This is a genomic window from Methanococcus voltae (assembly GCF_017875395.1).
GTDB classification, from domain to species: Archaea; AGJL01; Methanococci; order Methanococcales; family Methanococcaceae; genus Methanococcus; species Methanococcus voltae_C.
The window spans coordinates 384,021-402,750 of the sequence record NZ_JAGGMO010000002.1 but is presented as its reverse complement, the minus strand read 5'-3'; the positions used below and the strand labels follow the sequence as shown (position 1 = coordinate 402,750).

General features: G+C 29.0%; 13 protein-coding genes and 2 tRNA genes. 7 read left to right on the top strand and 8 right to left on the bottom strand.

What is annotated here, in order from left to right:
• The first annotated feature begins 13 nt into the window (after positions 1-13).
• Both J2127_RS04200 and J2127_RS04195 read left to right on the top strand, forming a co-directional pair.
• Positions 14-92, top strand: a tRNA-Met gene (locus J2127_RS04200).
• 71 nt (positions 93-163) lie between these two features.
• Positions 164-242, top strand: a tRNA-Met gene (locus J2127_RS04195).
• 240 nt (positions 243-482) lie between these two features.
• Here the strand turns inward: J2127_RS04195 and J2127_RS04190 are convergent.
• Together J2127_RS04190 and J2127_RS04185 are read right to left on the bottom strand one after the other, a co-directional pair.
• Positions 483-2,243 (bottom strand): S-layer protein, encoded by a 1,761-nt coding sequence (locus tag J2127_RS04190; RefSeq protein WP_209732286.1) that lies wholly within the window; start codon positions 2,241-2,243, stop codon positions 483-485.
• A gap of 787 nt (positions 2,244-3,030) precedes the next feature.
• The gene (locus J2127_RS04185; protein ID WP_209732285.1) at positions 3,031-5,556 is read right to left on the bottom strand and encodes a DNA-directed DNA polymerase; all 2,526 of its coding nucleotides are present in this window, start codon (positions 5,554-5,556) and stop codon (positions 3,031-3,033) included.
• Between the two features lie 413 nt (positions 5,557-5,969).
• On the opposite strand from J2127_RS04185, the gene J2127_RS04180 reads away from it, so the two are divergent.
• A complete protein-coding gene (locus J2127_RS04180; RefSeq protein ID WP_209732284.1) occupies positions 5,970-6,635 on the top strand; it encodes a 3-isopropylmalate dehydratase small subunit in 666 nt (221 codons plus the stop codon).
• Positions 6,636-6,850: 215 nt separating this feature from the next.
• Entirely contained in the window at positions 6,851-8,623 is a 1,773-nt protein-coding gene (locus tag J2127_RS04175) for a ribosome biogenesis/translation initiation ATPase RLI (protein WP_209732283.1), read from the top strand.
• Positions 8,624-8,727: 104 nt separating this feature from the next.
• On the opposite strand, the gene cbiD is transcribed toward J2127_RS04175, so the two are convergent.
• The 4 genes from cbiD to J2127_RS04155 form a co-directional block, all read right to left on the bottom strand.
• Entirely contained in the window at positions 8,728-9,954 is a 1,227-nt protein-coding gene (cbiD, locus tag J2127_RS04170) for a cobalt-precorrin-5B (C(1))-methyltransferase CbiD (protein WP_209732282.1), read from the bottom strand.
• A 233-nt stretch (positions 9,955-10,187) separates the two neighbouring features.
• Entirely contained in the window at positions 10,188-10,931 is a 744-nt protein-coding gene (locus J2127_RS04165; RefSeq protein WP_209732281.1) for an acyl-CoA dehydratase activase, read from the bottom strand.
• Between the two features lie 357 nt (positions 10,932-11,288).
• The gene (locus J2127_RS04160) at positions 11,289-12,122 is read right to left on the bottom strand and encodes a F420-dependent methylenetetrahydromethanopterin dehydrogenase (RefSeq protein WP_209732280.1); all 834 of its coding nucleotides are present in this window, start codon (positions 12,120-12,122) and stop codon (positions 11,289-11,291) included.
• Between the two features lie 287 nt (positions 12,123-12,409).
• A complete protein-coding gene (locus tag J2127_RS04155; RefSeq protein ID WP_209732279.1) occupies positions 12,410-13,090 on the bottom strand; it encodes a class III signal peptide-containing protein in 681 nt (226 codons plus the stop codon).
• A 257-nt stretch (positions 13,091-13,347) separates the two neighbouring features.
• On the opposite strand from J2127_RS04155, the gene J2127_RS04150 reads away from it, so the two are divergent.
• Positions 13,348-13,611, top strand: a complete 264-nt coding sequence (locus tag J2127_RS04150; protein ID WP_209732278.1) for a hypothetical protein — start codon at positions 13,348-13,350, stop codon at positions 13,609-13,611.
• A gap of 129 nt (positions 13,612-13,740) precedes the next feature.
• Here the strand turns inward: J2127_RS04150 and J2127_RS04145 are convergent, their stop codons facing one another.
• Entirely contained in the window at positions 13,741-14,412 is a 672-nt protein-coding gene (locus J2127_RS04145) for a TIGR00289 family protein (RefSeq protein ID WP_209732277.1), read from the bottom strand.
• Between the two features lie 475 nt (positions 14,413-14,887).
• On the opposite strand from J2127_RS04145, the gene J2127_RS04140 reads away from it, so the two are divergent.
• Entirely contained in the window at positions 14,888-16,009 is a 1,122-nt protein-coding gene (locus J2127_RS04140) for a double-cubane-cluster-containing anaerobic reductase (RefSeq protein ID WP_209732276.1), read from the top strand.
• A 106-nt stretch (positions 16,010-16,115) separates the two neighbouring features.
• On the opposite strand, the gene J2127_RS04135 is transcribed toward J2127_RS04140, so the two are convergent.
• On the bottom strand, positions 16,116-16,739 hold the full coding sequence (locus tag J2127_RS04135; RefSeq protein ID WP_209732275.1) for a type II toxin-antitoxin system VapC family toxin: 624 nt from the start codon (positions 16,737-16,739) through the stop codon (positions 16,116-16,118).
• 257 nt (positions 16,740-16,996) lie between these two features.
• On the opposite strand from J2127_RS04135, the gene J2127_RS04130 reads away from it, so the two are divergent.
• Positions 16,997-18,520 carry a radical SAM protein gene (locus tag J2127_RS04130; RefSeq protein WP_245326446.1) on the top strand — a complete coding sequence of 508 codons (1,524 nt, stop codon included), beginning with the start codon at positions 16,997-16,999 and terminating at the stop codon, positions 18,518-18,520.
• Positions 18,521-18,730: the final 210 nt, after the last annotated feature.

The following is an 18,730-nucleotide window of genomic DNA, read 5'->3' as shown; positions in this document are numbered from 1 at the left end:
ACACAAGAACATTAGCGAGGTAGGGTAGCCAGGCCTATCCCGTCGGGCTCATAACCCGAAGATCGGACGTTCAAATCGTCCCCTCGCTACCATTTATACTAAATAGAAATAAAACTAATAATATAAAATAGAGAATAAGAATAAAATAATACACAAGAACATTAGCGAGGTAGGGTAGCCAGGCCTATCCCGTCGGGCTCATAACCCGAAGATCGGACGTTCAAATCGTCCCCTCGCTACCATTTTTATTTTAGGCAAATTAATTTATATATTTAAATATATTATTTTTCAAAATATATTACTTGTATATTATTTTTTAATATTTTAACTTTTTTATTTTTAATAATAATTCTAACAATTCAAATCTTTAAAAAAACTATATCCATACATTTAAATAAAACAATATAAAATAATAAAATAAAAAAAGTGGGAAAAATCCCACTTCTTTTTTTGGTTGAAAATTATAGTTTGAATAATTCAAATTATAACATTTCGATTAATGCGTTAGCAGCTTCTGCTGTTGCAGCTCTGTCGCCACCAGCTACTACTAATACATCGTTACCGTTTGCAGCACCAGCTACTACAGCTAATGTTGCAGGTGATTCGTTGCTTAATTCAACTTTTCCAGCGTCAGCTAATTCTTTTGTTAAAGCGTTAGCTACAGGACCACCAACTAAGATTAATTTCTTGTTAGCAGCGTCTAATGAAACTTCTGAGTCTAATACAGCTAAAGGTGCTTTGAATGCTACAGGAGCTTTAGCGTCAGCCATTACTTCTGATAAAGTGATGTCTGAGTTTAATACTGTAACTTTTTGACCAGCAGCTAATGTTGCTTCTTTGGTTTCATCCATTGAGAAGAACAAGTTTAATTTTGTATCTTCTTTGTCTTCACCATCTAATTCAATTTCAGCGTATTTTGCAATTTTTATTGCTTTTCCTGATTTGAAGTTGTCTTCGTCGTCACCAACGTATTGTAAACCAATACCGTATGTGTTATCTTTTGTAATTTTGTCGTCAGAGAGTGTCATCTTTGAATCTTTGGTGTTACTTGCAGTTGTGTCTTTTTCAATTGTAACAACTTCCCAGTCAGGTATGTATTCTTCACCGAGTTCTAAAGCAATAACATCTTTTGTGATTAAAGTACTTGCGTAACCGTAGTCACCACCAACGTTTTCCCATGCTTTGTTGATTACAATACCGATGTTTCCTGGAGTGTATATCATTTTTAATGGACTTCCTGCTTTAGCTACATCGAATTTTTCAGCAACAACTTTTCCATCTTTCATTAATTGTAAGCTTACTTTGTATTCGTCATTACCGCTTACTTGAGCTTTTAAGATAGCTACAACTTTTAATTCGTAACCGTCACCGATGTTGTAGGTGTCGCCTTCTTTTAAAACTCCATCGAATATTTCTTTACCCAAGTATACAATGTCGTCATCTGTGTCTAATTTAACTAAAGCGTATTCTTCACCTAAGAATGGTAATCTGTTACCTTCTTTTAAAACTTGTGTAGCTCTTTGGAAGTCTTCGTTATCGTCATCGTATGCAATTGAAGCATATAATACGCCATCTTCATCAACGATTAATGATTTATCATCACCGTTACTTTCAACTGTAGCCATTAAAAATTCTACTGCGTCACCGTCTTGATCGTAGTAGTCTTTAGTTGGAACATCAGCAGCAGCTGTTGCGTCATCGTACCAGTCTGATGGGTCTACATCTTTAACAACTGATAATGTGCTCAAATCTCCTAATGATTCAGCTGCAGCTAATTTTGCTTCATCATATAATACACCATTTGCAACGTTTGCAAATCCTGTTGTTGCGTTAATTAAAGCATCTGCATAGTCACTATCAGCAGCTGCAACTACAAATGCTTGGTCTCCATCAGTTTCTAAAAATTTAGCTGTGTCAACAGTGTTGTTGGTAACTTCTTTTAAGTTTAAGTCATCTGATTCTGCTGAAGCTTTAACTGTTAATTTTGCGGAACCTGTTGATGATTCTCCTTCTTTGAACATCATTGATCCAACTTTTGCAGCTACGTTTGCAGCTGAAACAACGTCAGCAGCAGCAGCTGTTGAACCTACTACGATATCTGCGGTTGGTTCACCGTTGTCTATTACTTTAAATCCTTCTACGTCACCGATTTTTTCTACAGCGAAAACACCTGTAGCTAATGCTGAAGCTACCATAGCGCTACCTGCAGCAATTGCACCGATCTTTTTTAAGCTCATTGCCATTGTAATGCACCTTTTGTTTTTATTTTTGTATTATTTTTTAGGTTTTGTATTTCCGGTAGTAATCAATAAGTTGTTAAACTTTTAAATTGTAATTAGTATTTAATTTAACATTACTACCATAATACTAAATTTTTAGTATTTTTCTATATTTATAGTTATTTGTTGGTAACATACTCGAAAGTATATCTTCTTAAACGAGTAGTCAATACTCGTATAAATAATATATGATATTATTTTTATTACTTTCGAAATTGTTCTACCAATTTACAAATATATATTGTATAAATATAGTCACAAATTGATAATTAATTTGATAAATTTCTTAATAATTATAAGTATAATCTGTGTCATCGATAATGACTATTTTTGAAACTTTTTTTGAAACTTTTTGAAAGTAATTTAATAACTTAATTACAATTTTATAAGTTACAAGTTCACAAGTCACCACGTCTTCTGACAAATAGTACTATGCCTATCTTGGTATATATACCTTACCATTTAATACGGTCTCTGAAACCGTTTCACGACGTATAAAACTCAAAATGATTTATTTTTTTAAAAAGGGCTATAAAAAAAAGATTAGAACTATTAAAAAAAGGTTGCAAATTTTTGCAACTTTTTTAAACGATTTTAAAGATATATTGATTTATCTAAATATTTATAAAATCTTACAAAAATTTATGGTATTAACTAATTAATTAAATTTATTTTTAATATATTTAATAATTATTTTAATAATTAGTTTAATAACTTTTTAAATTTTTCACAACTACTTTTCCAAAAGTTTTTACATAAAATGGTCAAGTTTAAACTGCTTACCTGAATTTTTCAATTCATCCTCTGAAATTCCTAAAGACTCCATAATTCTAATAACTGGCGGTAAAACTTGATTGTCAATATAATAATTCACATCGTAATCTCCCGCATATTCTAATAGTTGGGCTCTTTCACTAATTGAACGGCTACCTTTGACAATTATATAGCTTATAACATCTCCAACTCGGACTGAATCTCCACGTTGTTTTATTTTTTTAGCTACTTCAATGTGTGGGGCAGTTGACCTATATTCCTCGATATTTTTAGTTAATTGAGTATGTATAAGTAAATCATTTTTGTCAATATTTCCTTTTTTCAAATTATCAATTGTATGTTTAATAATTTTTTTAGCCAAATTAACATCACCATCTTCCAATAATGCCTTAATAACAGCTTGCTGGGTATCTTTAGCAATATTAGACCAATCTCGTCTTACAACTTCTAGACCTTTTACTACAATATGTCTATCATCTTCTATTAGTGCATATTTCTTTTTTGTAACAAATAATCCTCTTTTGAAATATCCTTCAAATTCTAATTCCATACCTTCTGGTAATTCTTCATTAACTTCTTTTAAGAACTTTTTAGTTAATATTATTAATTCTTCTTTCGATAATTTAGATTTAGATAATTTAGATAATTTATCAGATTTATCGTTCTCTTTATCGTTCTCTTCACTTTTCTCATTCCGAAGTTTGTCATAATCCCATTTAGCATAAAAACCATCTGTATCCGCATAAATTACCTTAAATCCAAATTCTTCTGCCTTTTCTATGGTTTCTTGAATATATTTCCGACCAAGTCCTGTAACCATTTCCGCGCATTTATCGGAGTACCAACGAGCCATTGGGAATGCCAAATAACCATAATGGCTATTTGCAAGCACTTTAATGGATTTCTGTTCATGTTCTAATCGGCTATATTCTTCATCAAAATCATTTTTTTGAATTTTATCTTTTAAAAGCATTTTAATATGCTTTCTTCTACTCAATAATTCATTAAGGGTTTTAGGAATTATCCCAAGCTCCATATTTTCTCGTTCTTTTTCTTCATAAATAACTGTTTCGGGGCTTATATTATGGCTTATCAATATTGAAGGGTATAGACTCATAAAGTCAAGTGAAACAATATCTTCTTGAATGCCTTTTAACGGTTCTCTAACATAACCGCCTTCGTAAGAGAATTTGGCACGTTCCCTATAACTTGAACTAGAAGGTCGGTTAGGGGATATCATATTTTGTTCAAAAGAACGTTTAAGTAGTAAGAATTCTACCATCTGGCTACTATTCATTCTACTAGTGTCATACAAGGGCTGATTAACTATTCTTGAGAACATTATTTCAAGGGGTAAGAAGTAATTCCCCATTTTGTACGTGTATAGTGCGTCTTCATAGGCATATCTCAGCAATGTAGTATCTTCTGTTTCCCACATTTTGGGAATATCTCCATAATCAATAGCTTCTTTGTTTATTTTAAATAATTCCTGTACTACATATTCTAATTTGTACTTGGTAAGATTTAATAATTTTCTAGCAATTGGATAAAGATCGATGTGGATAATTCCAGGAATTTTGCTTTTTCTATTGATTCCCCCTTTTGAAATTTTTATGATTTGAGGTTGCTGAGAATTAGAAGTACTGGCAAAATCCAATTCAATTTCATAAATATTCGCCCTTTTCTTTAAATATGGAAAATCAAAATTATCTCCATTATAGGTATATATTACGTCATATTGTTTCAAAATTTCAATTGTTTTTTGAATCAACTCTTTTTCATCTTTTACGTAATCCACACATCCATTATATTCCGAATTTTCAAATTTTTTATACGTAATTACTTTTTGATAGTCCTTAGAGAATAAATTAACCATTATTATGGGGTCTTTCTTCGCATTTGGTTCTTTTTTACAATATAGTTCCATATCAAATGCTATGCAATTTAATTCCGGAATACTATTATCTATTTTATTATTTTCGGAATATTTTGCCGATGGTACAATATCTTGGTCAATCATATATCTCCTTAAAAAAGGAATGTCAAACTCATAGGACTTTCCAAATTCTTTAAAGTATTCTCTTATTATTTTCACGTGATTAGGGTATTTTACATAGATTTTACATATTTTTCGTTCTTTTTTATTTTTAAAATCACTTACTTCCGAAATATCTTTTCCATTTAAAATATAATCAGAATAAACAATTTTTTCAATAACTTCTATATTTGTTATTAAATCCTGAACCTTTAAAGAAGTACTATTCTCAAATTCGGGCTCTAATTTTTTTAAATCAATTTCTTGATTTAGGGTATCTAAATAATCGTAAATGTCTTGTGGTTCTGATGTATCCACATAAAAATAAGGTTTAAACTCACATTCTTTTTGTAAATTTATTTCAGGATTTTTTAATCCACAATTTTTGTAGTATTTATCAATACAAAGGTCTTTAGAGTTATAATCCAAATCCATAAGTATTTTTTCAGATAATATTTCTTTTTCCATAAATTCACCAATAAATAAGATAATAAACAATAATACACAATAATAATCAACATAAGCCGTAATAATTGTGATAAACACAGCACGCATGTTAAATTTAACATGTCGTAATTGCTAATAAATTTACTACTTTTAACAATATTAATTATTAATAGTAGGAATTCATATTTTAGTATCAAAAATTAAAATTAAAATTAAAATCATAACTATAATTATACTTACAATTCTAATGCAAATATGCTAATTTATAATATCATGATAAATTATATTATTCCTACTTCTTTATTAATTGCTTATATTCAATTTTGAACGGAACAATTAGTATTTGTATTTATTATTACTATTGTTTAGCACATATATTTAGAATATATTGTCAATAACCAAGTTAATTTATAAATGTTTATTTTGGTGATGCTATGGAAAAAAATAACACGTATAACAAACTTAAAAGCCAAAACATAGAAGAATTATATGCCAATGGTTTACCTTCAAAAATAAGTGGGAAAGCACATATTTTTGGAGATGATGTAGATACCGATGCAATTATACCAGGTGCTTATTTAAGAACAACAGACCTTTACGAATTAGCATTGCATTGTATGGCGGGTATTGATGAGGATTTCCCTAATAAAACCGCTAATGGCGATGTAATTATTGCAGGCGAGAATTTTGGTTGTGGGAGTTCGAGAGAGCAAGCACCTGTCGCGATAAAATACTGCGGTATTCAAGCAATAATTGCAGAGAGTTTTGCAAGAATTTTTTATAGAAATTGTATAAATTTGGGAATAATTCCAATAGAATGCAAGGGAATTAAAAAAATCATTGAAAATATAAATAATACCTTAAAAGAATCTAAAAACGAAAATGAAAACCAAAACCAAAACCAAAACCAAAATTCAGAAATGAATATCTTGGTAGAATTAGATTTTGAGAATAAAAAAATATATATAAATAATAAAGATATTGAAGAATATTCAATAGAAAACAAAGACTTTAAGAAAGTAAGTTGCATCTTTCCAAAAGGCAAAACAATGGATATATTGAGCAAAGGTGGACTCGTAGGTTATGCTAAGTCTCAATAATCTAAATAACCTAAATAAATATCAAATAATTATATTATTATCTTATTAATTTAATTTAATTTAATTTTAATATATAATTGAAATCTATAATTTATAAGTTATAAGTTATAAGTTATAAGCTATAAGATATAAGATATAAGTTCTATTATATAATTTAAAATTATACAGTTTAATATGAACTATTATTTCATTATTATCAATATTATGGTGATTAAATGTCAAGACTAGCAATATTAGATTATGATAGGTGCCAACCAAGGCGTTGCTCTATGGAATGTATGAAATACTGTCCAGGCGTTAGAATGGAGGAAGAAACTATCGTCATAGACGATGATACTGGAAAACCAATAATCTCTGAACAACTGTGCAGTGGTTGCGGTATCTGTACGAAGAGATGTCCATTTGGTTCGATTAAAATAATCGGCTTACCCGAAGAACTCTCAGACGATAAGATTATACACTCGTATGGCCAAAACAGATTTAGATTATATGGCTTAATCTCTCCAAGAAATGGCGTAACCGGTATTTTAGGGCCTAACGGGGTAGGTAAGTCTACCATCATAAAAATATTAAACGGCGAGATTGTACCGAATTTAAACGATTTGGAAAATCCTGCAAGCATTGAAGATGTAGTTAAGCATTTTTCAGGGACTGAATTGCAAAATTACTTTGAAAAACTCAAGGAAAAAAATATTAAACCAATTCACAAACCACAATATGTTGATATATTACCTAAAGTAGTTAAGGGTAAAGTAGGAGACATGTTAAGAAAAGTGGATGAAAAAGGCAAATTTGATGAATTAACCAAAGAATTGGAACTTACCAATTTGTTAAACAGGGAATTCACTCAATTAAGTGGTGGAGAGCTTCAAAGAGTTGCTATTGCCGCAGCTTGCTTAAGAGATGGTAGCATATACTATTTTGACGAGCCTACATCTTGGTTAGACGTTAAACAACGTTTTAGTGCTGCAAAAGTTATAAGAAAAGTTAGCGAAGACAAGAAAGTGGTAGCTGTTGAGCACGATTTGATCGTTTTAGATTATTTATCTGACAATATACACATTATGTACGGTGTACCATCTGCTTACGGGGTTGTTACACACCCAAGAGGTACAAGAGTAGGCATTAACGCTTACCTAGATGGATTCTTAAAAGAAGAAAACATAAGATTCAGGAAAAATTCCATTATCTTCGAAAAAAGACCACCTGCAGATAACTCAAACAGACCTATGCTCTTAGATTACACGGATATTAGCGTAAACTTAGGTGATTTCAAATTGAACGTTGAAGGTGGCGAAATATACCAAGGGGAAGTTGTAGGTATACTTGGACCTAACGGTATTGGTAAAACAACCTTTGTAAAAGCATTAGCGGGAGTTATGAAACCAAATAGTGGCGAAATAAACGGAGATATTAAAGTAGCTTATAAACCTCAGTATATCTTAACAGATTTCGATGGAACCGTAGAAGATTTATTAATGGGAATAACTGCCATACACACTTCATTCTACAAGTCAGAGATTATAAAACCTTTGGCTCTTGAAAATTTAATGGAGTCAAATGTAAAAGATCTTTCTGGCGGGGAGCTTCAAAGAGTTTCAATTGCAGCCTGCTTAAGTCATGACGCAGATTTATATCTAATTGACGAACCTTCAGCTTTCTTGGATGTTGAACAAAGATTAAACGCTTCAAGAGTTATAAGACGTATGGCCGACGAAAAGGACGCAGCAATGTTTGTGGTTGATCACGATATATTATTCCAGGATTACATTTCAGATAGATTCATCGTATTCAATGGTGAAGCTGGAATGAATGGTCAAGGAAGTGCTCCATTGAAAAAGAGAGACGGTGCAAACAAGTTTTTAAAACAAATGGGTATTACATTTAGACGAGACCCTGAAACGGGCAGACCAAGAGTTAATAAAGAAGGAAGCCAAAGAGACATATATCAAAAAGAAATTGGAGAATATTATTACGTAGATGAATAATATTCCTAATTAAATTACTTATTTTTTTGAAATTTTTACTTTTATTTTTATATTATATTTTTTACTTTTATATTTATATTTTTAGTTTAATTTTAATTTTCATTTTAATTTTTATCGAATTTACCAAGTTTTTCGCCTTTCATTCCAATAATATGACAATTAAATTTAATTTTATCCCACCTATATTCTAATCTTTCAACTACTCTTTTGCAAATTTCATTATAAACAGTTTCAAGAATTCTTATCTCTTTTAAGTATCCATTTATTTCTTCAGTAGTGTTTGCATATAAAATTTTGCGAATAAGTGATTTATCATCGATATACTGAGCAGAGTAGGCTGTTAAAATTTCATTTCTAGCATCAGAAACCTTAGAATGTGTATTATAAATACCGCCTGCTAATTTAACTATTTTGCCTGAATGGCCATAGATAGTTATTTCTTCAATACCCTTTTCAAGTGCCTTATCTAGCATAAAATCCCAAAAATTAGACACTTCTATCACTTTATCTTCATCAAAGCCATTTTTAAAGTATTTATCGTGAATGTTAATATCTGTATCCTTTTTCGCGTATTTAGTTCCGATATTGCCTGCAACAAATATGACACTCTTGTAATTTTTAGACAATGCAACATCGATTTGAGGAACAAGTGAATTTTTGTAAGCGTCATTTGACATCGGTCTTACTATCCCAGTAGTTCCAAGAATTGATATACCCTTGATAATGCCTAATTTTGGATTCAATGTTTTTTTAGCTAATTCTAACCCATTAGGTACGGAAACAGTTACCATAACTTTTTCAACAGGTTTTTGGCTTTTTTCATCTTTTTCCAATAATTTTAGGCAATTTTCTATTATCATTCCCCTAGGCTTTGGATTTATTGCATAATCTCCAACCTGAATTTGCAAACCTTCTTTTGTTACAAGCCCTACGCCCTTACCACCATTTATAATTACAAATTCGTTTTCATATTCCTTAATATTTGACACTTTGTCAATTTTTAAATTATCAAACTTATCGAACTTATCGAACTTGTTTAAATCATCATTTTTTAAAAGTTTTACATCGATTTCTATAAATTCTCCATTCGTAACATCGATATCTTCGCCAGAAAATTTTTTTACAACAACCTTAACGGAATTAGCATTTTTTGGGTTAATTATAATTCTTTCAATTGGGATTATTAAAATTTCGCCATTGGGATTTTCAATTTCAACAAAGTCTAAAATTTCGCCATTTTTTAGATAATAAAGTCCCGAATATGCACCTGCACACGCACAAGAACCGGTAGTATATCCAAGACTTTTTTCAGCCCTAAAATCATATTTCATAAGTACACCAAATAATTATAATTTTTATTATTTTATCTTTTCAACTATTTTTTAATATTATTCAAGACTTATAAAAAAGTAATGAATTAATTTGAATCTAAAATATATTAAAAATTATAGAAAATCAATCGAAAAGTAAGGAAAAATAATAAAAAAGATAATAAAATTTCTTAAGTTATGCTATTTTGACAATAATTTAATCATGTAATTATTTAATTATTTAATCATTTTAATTATATTAACAAACAAGCACCTACACAGCAGGTAATTTGTGGTTCCTCTGATACATACAATTTCTTACCCATTTTGGCTTCAAATACTTCTCTAAGGACGGGATTTTTAGCAACTCCGCCACTAAATGCAATTTCATCTATTTTTAATCTATGGGCCATAGGAATAGTTCTATTTGCAATACTTTCGTAAACTCCCATTATTATGTCTTCTTTAGGCGTTTTTTTAGATAATAATGATATTATCTCTGTTTCTGCAAAAACTGCACACATGGAAGATATTTTAGCTACATTATCCGATTTGTATTTGTGTAAGTCTTCGTTTTTATCAATTTTTAATATGTCAAGTGATTTTTCTAGGAATTTTCCAGTTCCTGCAGCACATTTATCAGATAATATAAAATCAACTACTTTTCCGTCTTTTCCTAGTTTAATAACTTTACTATCTTGCCCGCCTATGTCAATAAGTCCATCTACGTTTGGGAAAAAGTAGTTGGCTCCTTTTCCAAGTGCAATTACTTCAGGTACTACTTTATCTACGCAAGATAATTTATGGCGTCCGTAGCCTGTAGCAACGATTTTATCGACAGAATAATTTTTCTCATACTTTTTAACATACTCCATAATCATTTCTTCTTCGATTACCACGCCTATGTTATCAATACTGTAATCAATAATTTTATTGTTAGTTTCATCCATTAAAACAGTTTTAGTGGTTGTAGAACCAATATCAATTCCTAAAATCATAGTTGCACCTTAGTTTTATAATAATAATAATAATAATAATAATAATTTGTATAATAACACAATATAATAGTGTATTTATTAGCCTTATTAGATATTATAATATCTATTTTATACTATACAATGATTATACTATAAAATAACATCGATGTAATTTTTGAAAAATATAAATAATACTTTTTATTATTTAGACAATTATAAAAACACCGTAAAAACTTTGATATGTTTTAAAAAAATAAAAAAAGGGATAATTGGTATTTGCTTAATTAAATTACTAGTAAATAAATCCTATTACATTATTAGTATGAAGTTATTTTAATTATTTAGTAAGCAATAATTTATTTTTAATTTATTACTATCTTATTCTGGTTTTTCCATTAATTTTGTTTTGTTTAAGATAGCACCAGCACCTGCGTGTGGTTTTCTGCTTACTGCATCTGTTGCTTTTTCCAATTCTCTTGCTTCGTCTACTAATTTAGCAGCGCATCTGATGGTTTCGTGTGCTGAAGCAACGATAGGGATGTATTTGTCCATTTCTTTGGTCATGAAGCATCCTTTTACGTCAATGTCAGCAACTTTTTCAGCCATTACGAAAGCAGCCATAGCTTTTGCTTTTGCGTATGGGTTTGAGAATTCAGCAGCAGCAACAGCTTTTGCATCTGTAACAATGATTTTTGGAAGTTCAATTTCTTTTCCTTCTTCAACTGCGTAAATCATAGCGTCAACAGCGTTTTGAACTACTCTAGCAGCACCAGTTCCAGCTAATACTCTAACAACGTCAGCGTTGAACATTGACATTTCAACAGGGTCTAAGAATTGTCTTCTTGCACCGATCATTGGGTCACATTTAATTAAAATGTATCCTAATCCTTGTTCTGCCATAGCGTCTTTGTCTTTAATACCTGGTGCATCACCAATGATTACAGCAGGGATATCAGCAGCGCTTAATAATTCTCTTGCAACTTTTGGTCCTGGAGCAGCTGGGTTTGGTCCGATGTATAAAACAAAGTCTGGTTTTATATCTTCAATCATTTTTTTAGTAACTTCTTCAACTTGTTCAGGGCCCATTTTAGCCCCACTACCTATAACTCTCACATCTATGTCGTTTCTGTCAGCTCTTTCATCGAGGCTAAGGTCGATTAAAGGGGACATTCCTATGTTACCACATTTTATGATACCTACTTTTACTACCATAATATCACCAGTTTGTTATTATGTTATTTAATATATTACCAATTTATTATATACTACCGTATTATCTTTAATGGTATTTTATATATATGAATTCCTATTTTAAAACCTTATTACGTATATTAATTATTCTAATAGGGTATTTGTTAAAAAAGTCTTTTTAAATTACTTTAAATTACTTTAAAATACAATAAATCGTAATCAATTTACTAAAATAAATTATTACTTAAAAAAATGAATAAAATAAGTTTTTAAAAGGTATTTGTAAATTTAATATTGTTTTTTAAATATTATTTAATCCTATAAGTTTCTTTTTTAGATTTTTCTAGATTTTCATCAATATAATAATATTCCATAATTTTTGATGTATCAGGTTTGTATATAATCACTGTTCCTTTCAATTTTTCTAAATCATCGGCATTATCTACATTATCATAACTATATTTTGCATTATTCGTAATAAATACTGCAGGGTTTTGGAATATCTCAGGTAAACTCCCAACGGCATTCCAATTTAAAATACCTTTATTATCAGGATGTGAAGGATTTGAAATACCCAACATATTGTCATAAGGTGGCTTGGATAGATTTTCAAGATGGTTTTCTAATATTCTGCTCCAAGATTTGTTTGAGCCTGCATTATTCTTTGAATAAATAAGTTCAGAATCGCTTAAAATACCACTTTTATTTATTTCATTAATTAAAGCATCTTTATTTGATTCTAGCATTTTTTGTATTTCCGTAAGATTTGTATTATTCAATGCATCATCCAATGTGACATTAGGTTGTGGAATATATGATGCAGGGTCAAAATCTAAATCATCTAACGGCTTAACATAGGCATCCCCTACATTTTTAATTCCGTTTATATAACCAATCCCCACTATTGCAGATACCGCAAGTACTAACGCTATAAATATCCCTAATTCTAGTGAAACTTGCGCTTTTTTTCTATTTTTTAATTTTAACATAAATATACCTTTTAAATTTGAATTATACTGATATAAAAAATTTGTTAAATAAATGGGTAATTATAAAATAAGTAAACGAGTAATTAAATAATTATATAAAATTGTGTAATTTTTAATAATAATGCTTATCATTATATTTTCATTGGTTTTCCTTAGATATATATTTTTTTATAAATATTAATATACTATAAAAGTGATATTTATATTATTAATTAGTTTTAATATGTTATTTAATAAAAATTTGAGAGGGGTTTAATATGGCAGATGCTGAAAACCTTATAAATGCACTAGCTGACAAAGAGCTTGTAATTAGAATAGATTTAAAACAGGATATTAGATTAATTAAATTTAAAATAGGCTCTATGGATATAAATGGTGAGTTAGGAATTAGCTTTAAGTCACTTTCAAAAAACGCTGACATAGACGCTGAACCAGCAATAATAGCTGAAGAATACGTTACAGTTCCAGAAGATGAAGAAAAAGAATTTATCGAAGAACCAATTAAAGAAATTGCTGAATAATTACTTAAAAATAACTAATAATAATGTAACTAATAATAAAATAATTTATAAGTTATATATTATAAGTTATAAGTTATAAGTTATAAGTTATAATTTAATATTCTAAATAAACTAATATTTTTTTACTTTTTACTTTTTGGGTGTTAATTTAGCTTTTTTAACATAGTAAGTACCGCTAATACCATCCCATTCGATTTCAGATTCGATTACTTCGATTTTTTCTTTAAAAAATGGTGCATCAAAAACAAAAGTTTCGGCTTCACCACCTTCAAAGGCTTTATTTATTTGATATTTGCTCATAATTTTAAGTAATTCTTCGATGTTACTATCATCTATCTTTTTTCCAAGCCATTCTTTGCCAAGTCCATAAGCATAAACGCCAACTATTCTAACGTCAAACAATTTGGAAGTATCTCGCAATATTGTTTCTTGATCAATATGCCAAAGTGGTGCTATTGATTCAATGCCAATTTCCTTACAAATTCTATCAACACGTTCTTTTTGATATTCACTTGCAAGTGCACCGCAAACTACTCCATCTATATCTAATTTAGATAGAGCTTCTTTTAAATCTTCAACTTCTTTTTCTTTTTCGCCTTCTGTAAACACTTCTACAAGAGGAATGCCTGTAGTTTCAGAAACTAAGCTGGTTAATTCCACATTGGGAATGTGAAACATATAACTTTCCTTATTTTTTGACTTTACATTTACTAAATATTTAACATCATGACCATTTTGTAATGCCCAGTATAACGCATAGGTTGAGTCCTTTCCACCAGAATAAAGAGATGCAAGTTTCATAAGTTTCAATTCCATTATTTTTTTATATGTATTATTATTATTATTCTATATTTCATTTCATGCTTTATTTTATTTTTTTATAATAAAATTTGATTTATTCATCCATATAAATACATTATATAAAAATTTAATTACAAAATACCATTTTTAAATAATTTTAACTAACTTTAAATATGGTTAAATATGGTTAAATATGGTTAAATAATGATAAATGAGATTAATCAAGTCATTAGCTATCTCAATACACTAAGTATTTATATATCTTATTAATTTATCTAATAGATATGTTTATAAAATATAAATATTAATATAGTTATTAATTTATTGAATAACTACTCTAATCTTAAATAAAATATTACCTAAAAATACTTCAAATATTTCAAAACCGATATTCTCATAAAATATTAATGTATCAAAATATTAAACTATTAAAATATCAATATATTAATAATATTAAAATAACTTTGGTGACAAAATGAATGAATTAAAATCAGTTGCAAAGTTAAATGAAGCTTTTGCAAACAGAAAAGATGAATTATACGCAGAAAAAGACGCAGGTAAAAAAGTATTCGGTTTATTCTGTACTTTCGTACCTACAGAATTAATTCACGCATCAGGTAGCGTGCCAGTTGGTTTATGTGGGGGTAAAGACTCAACAATCCCATCTGCTGAAGAAGATTTACCAAGAAACTTATGTCCATTAATCAAATCATCATACGGCTTTAAAAAAGATAAAGCTTGCCCTTACTTTGAAGCAGCAGACATCGTTGTAGGTGAAACAACCTGTGACGGTAAAAAGAAAATGTTCGAAAAAATGGAAGAAATGGCAAGAATGCACGTTATGCACTTACCTCACTTCAGAGACGAAGCTTCTAGAAAATTATGGGTTGACGAAGTTATTAAATTTAAGGAATTAATTGAAGAATTCACAGGTAATGAAATTACCGATGAAAAATTAGCTGAAGCTATTGCTTTAGAAAACAAAGAAAGAGAATTATTCTACAAAATTTACGAATTAAGAGCAAATATTCCAACACCTATAACCGGTAAAGATGCTTTATCATTCTTCCAAAAATCATTCTTATTAGATATCCACGATAGAATAGAAATTTTATCTGAATTGGTAGTTGAATTAGAAGAAAGAGTAGCAAAAGGCGAAGGATTCACTGGAAAAAGAATTTTAATTGCAGGTTGCCCAATGACCGCAGGAAATACCAAAATTGTGGACCTTGTTGAAGAAGTTGGCGGTATCGTTGTAGGTGAAGAAACCTGTACTGGTACAAGAAAATTCGAAAATTACGTTGAAGGAAACACAATTGAAGATTTAGCAAACAGATACTTCAAAATAAACTGTGCTGTAGCTTACAAAAATGATAAAAGAATAGACAGAATTAAAGAATTAGTAAAAGAGCAAAAAGTAGACGGCGTAGTATACTACACATTACAATTCTGCCACGACTTTAACATCGAAGGAGTTTTAGTTGAAGATGCACTTAAAGAAGCAGGAATTCCTATTATAAGAGTAGAAACAGACTACTCTGAAAGCGACAAAGAACAAATAAAAACAAGATTAGAAGCATTCGTTGAAATGATTTAATTCTAATCTAACTAATTTATTTTTAATTTATCAATATTTTATCAATATTTTATTAATATTTTATTAATATTTTTATAATTTATAATTTATTGTTTTATTATCCCTATTATTTCCAGACAATTTCATTACTGTCTTTTTTATATTTTTTATTAGAATTCTTTTTATATTTTTTATTTTTACCGCCTTTATTAATTCTTTTTTTAACCATCTTCCTAACTAGTTCACTTCCGCAAACTTCGCAGGTTTCATTGCTGTAATTTACATTATAAAGCTTTTTACAACCTTTGCACATCTTACGCCAAATAAATTCCTTTTTAATTCCTTCCATATTAATGTTTTTAACCTTTGTTTCAAATTTTTTTGCAACATTTTGAATACCATAGTCATCAGTATATAGTACGCCGGAAAGCTGAATTGCAAGGGCTAAAATTTCCATATCATTATCTGAAACAGCATCACCCGTTTTTAAAGCTGTTTCTTTAACAATATTCAATATTTCGGCACTAGGTTCCATGATTTTAACACGGTTAGATTCTAAAGCTAAAAAAACAATGTCTTCCTTTGTTTTTACTTCTTCAACAATGTTATTTGTCGTAAAATGCTCCCCTTCCTCTAACATGGGATTATAACCATGTATGAAAGCTGAAGCATCAAGAATTTTTAAATTTTCATTAAAATTTTGCTTGTAATTTCCAATAATTTTATCTAATTCTGAAGAATAATTTTCCATAATATCACTCATAATGTCTATTACAATAGTGTTTACGATAAGTTATAATATTGTACATAATCCGCTTATAAAATATTATTAATAATTATAAATTATGTATATCATATAATAATACACATCTTTTAATCATACACATCTTTTCAATATATTTTAATATTAAATAATACTATATCTCATTTAAAACTTAGCGTATATTATTTATGCAATAATTTAAACAACGAAATCCATCAAGAATTTGAATTAATTAAGGGTTAATCATGGCAAAAAATAATAAAAAAAGGAAAAATAATAAACACGATGAAAATTTATCCACGGACTTGCCTCATATTTTAGATTTTTCAAGTTACAAAATGATTACAAGTATTGAAGATAAAAAAGAAAACGAAATCGAAAGTAAAACAGAAAGTAAAACAGAAAATAAAAAAGAAAATAAAAAAGAAAAAAGAAATAACAAATTTGAAATGCTAAAAATTGGAATAAATAAATATTACGAAGTAGAAATTCCAAAAAATGTTAAAAAATATGGTAATATAACAATACCTAAGGAAAACCCTAAGGAAAACGAAAAAGACGGGGAATGCTCCAATAAAAAGATAATTTTGGAAGATTTTAAGGATGAAACGAGTAAATATGATTTAAAGAATATAAATAACATTAAAAGTGATATATTAACTAATATATCTATGAATTTAGCATCAAATCTCAAAAATAAGGTTACAGGACGTAAAACAATATATATAACTGAAAATATCCCTTTAATCGGACATACTGCTTTCGGGGTAATCGATAGGGGTACAAATATCATCCAAGTTAGGGGTCACAGTGGCTGTAATATAAGATGCCCATTTTGTTCGGTAGATGAAGGAACACCATCTAAATCAAGAATAAACGATTACTATGTTGATATTGACCATTTAATGAATACATTTGAGCGTGTTGTAGAATATAAAGGAAATAATAAAATTGAAGCACATTTGGATGGTCAGGGTGAACCTACTTTATACCACCCATTACCTGAATTAGTGGAACGATTGAACGACGTTGTTAAAAAAGGAAGCGGTATTGTTTCAATTCAATCAAATGGGGTAAATTTATCTTATAAATTAATTAATGAGCTAGAAGAGGCGGGCCTACATAGAATAAATTTATCAATAAATGCCATGGATGAAAAATTTTCAAAAGGTCTTTCTGGTAAAAAAAGTTACGATATAGAAAGAATAAAAGAAATGGCAGAATACATAAAGAATTCAAAAATTCACCTTTTAATAGCTCCTTTATTATTACCAGGTTATAATGACGAAGAATTTAGAAAAGTAATCGATTATGCGGTTGATTTACAGAATAAGGTTCCTCAAGATACAATAAATCCTATTACAAATAAATTAAACCCAATTTTGGGCGTACAATTATGTTTAACATATCAATTTGGTAGAAAAGTACCAAACATGAAAATTTGGGACTTTAAGAAATTTTATGAATTATTGGGTAATCTTGAAAATGAATATGCGAAAAAAGGAATAAAAGTTCATTTGAAAACCCCTTTAAAATACTATGGTTCTAGACCCATGAGGCGGATACCATGCCCATTTTCACTAAACGAAACTGTTGAAAATGTAAAAGTAGTGGCTGAAGGAAGAATAGTTGGGGAAGTTATAGGAATGGCTCGAGATAGGGTAATTCAAATAATAAACTGTAAAAATACGGAAAAATTACTTGGAAATACTGTAACCGTAAAAATTCACAGGGTAAAAGATAACGTAATTGTCGCAACATTGTGCTAATATTTAATAATAAATTATACTTCTTTATTTTTTATTTTATTTTTATTTTATTTTTAGTATTATTTTAGTATTAATTTTTTTATTTTATTCGTTTTTCTTTCTTAATTTCTCAAAAATACACATAATAATATATACAAAAACATAATTTATTATGTATTAAGTTTACCAAAATTAAAATTATATTTTAACATATATATGTCTCATTTACAT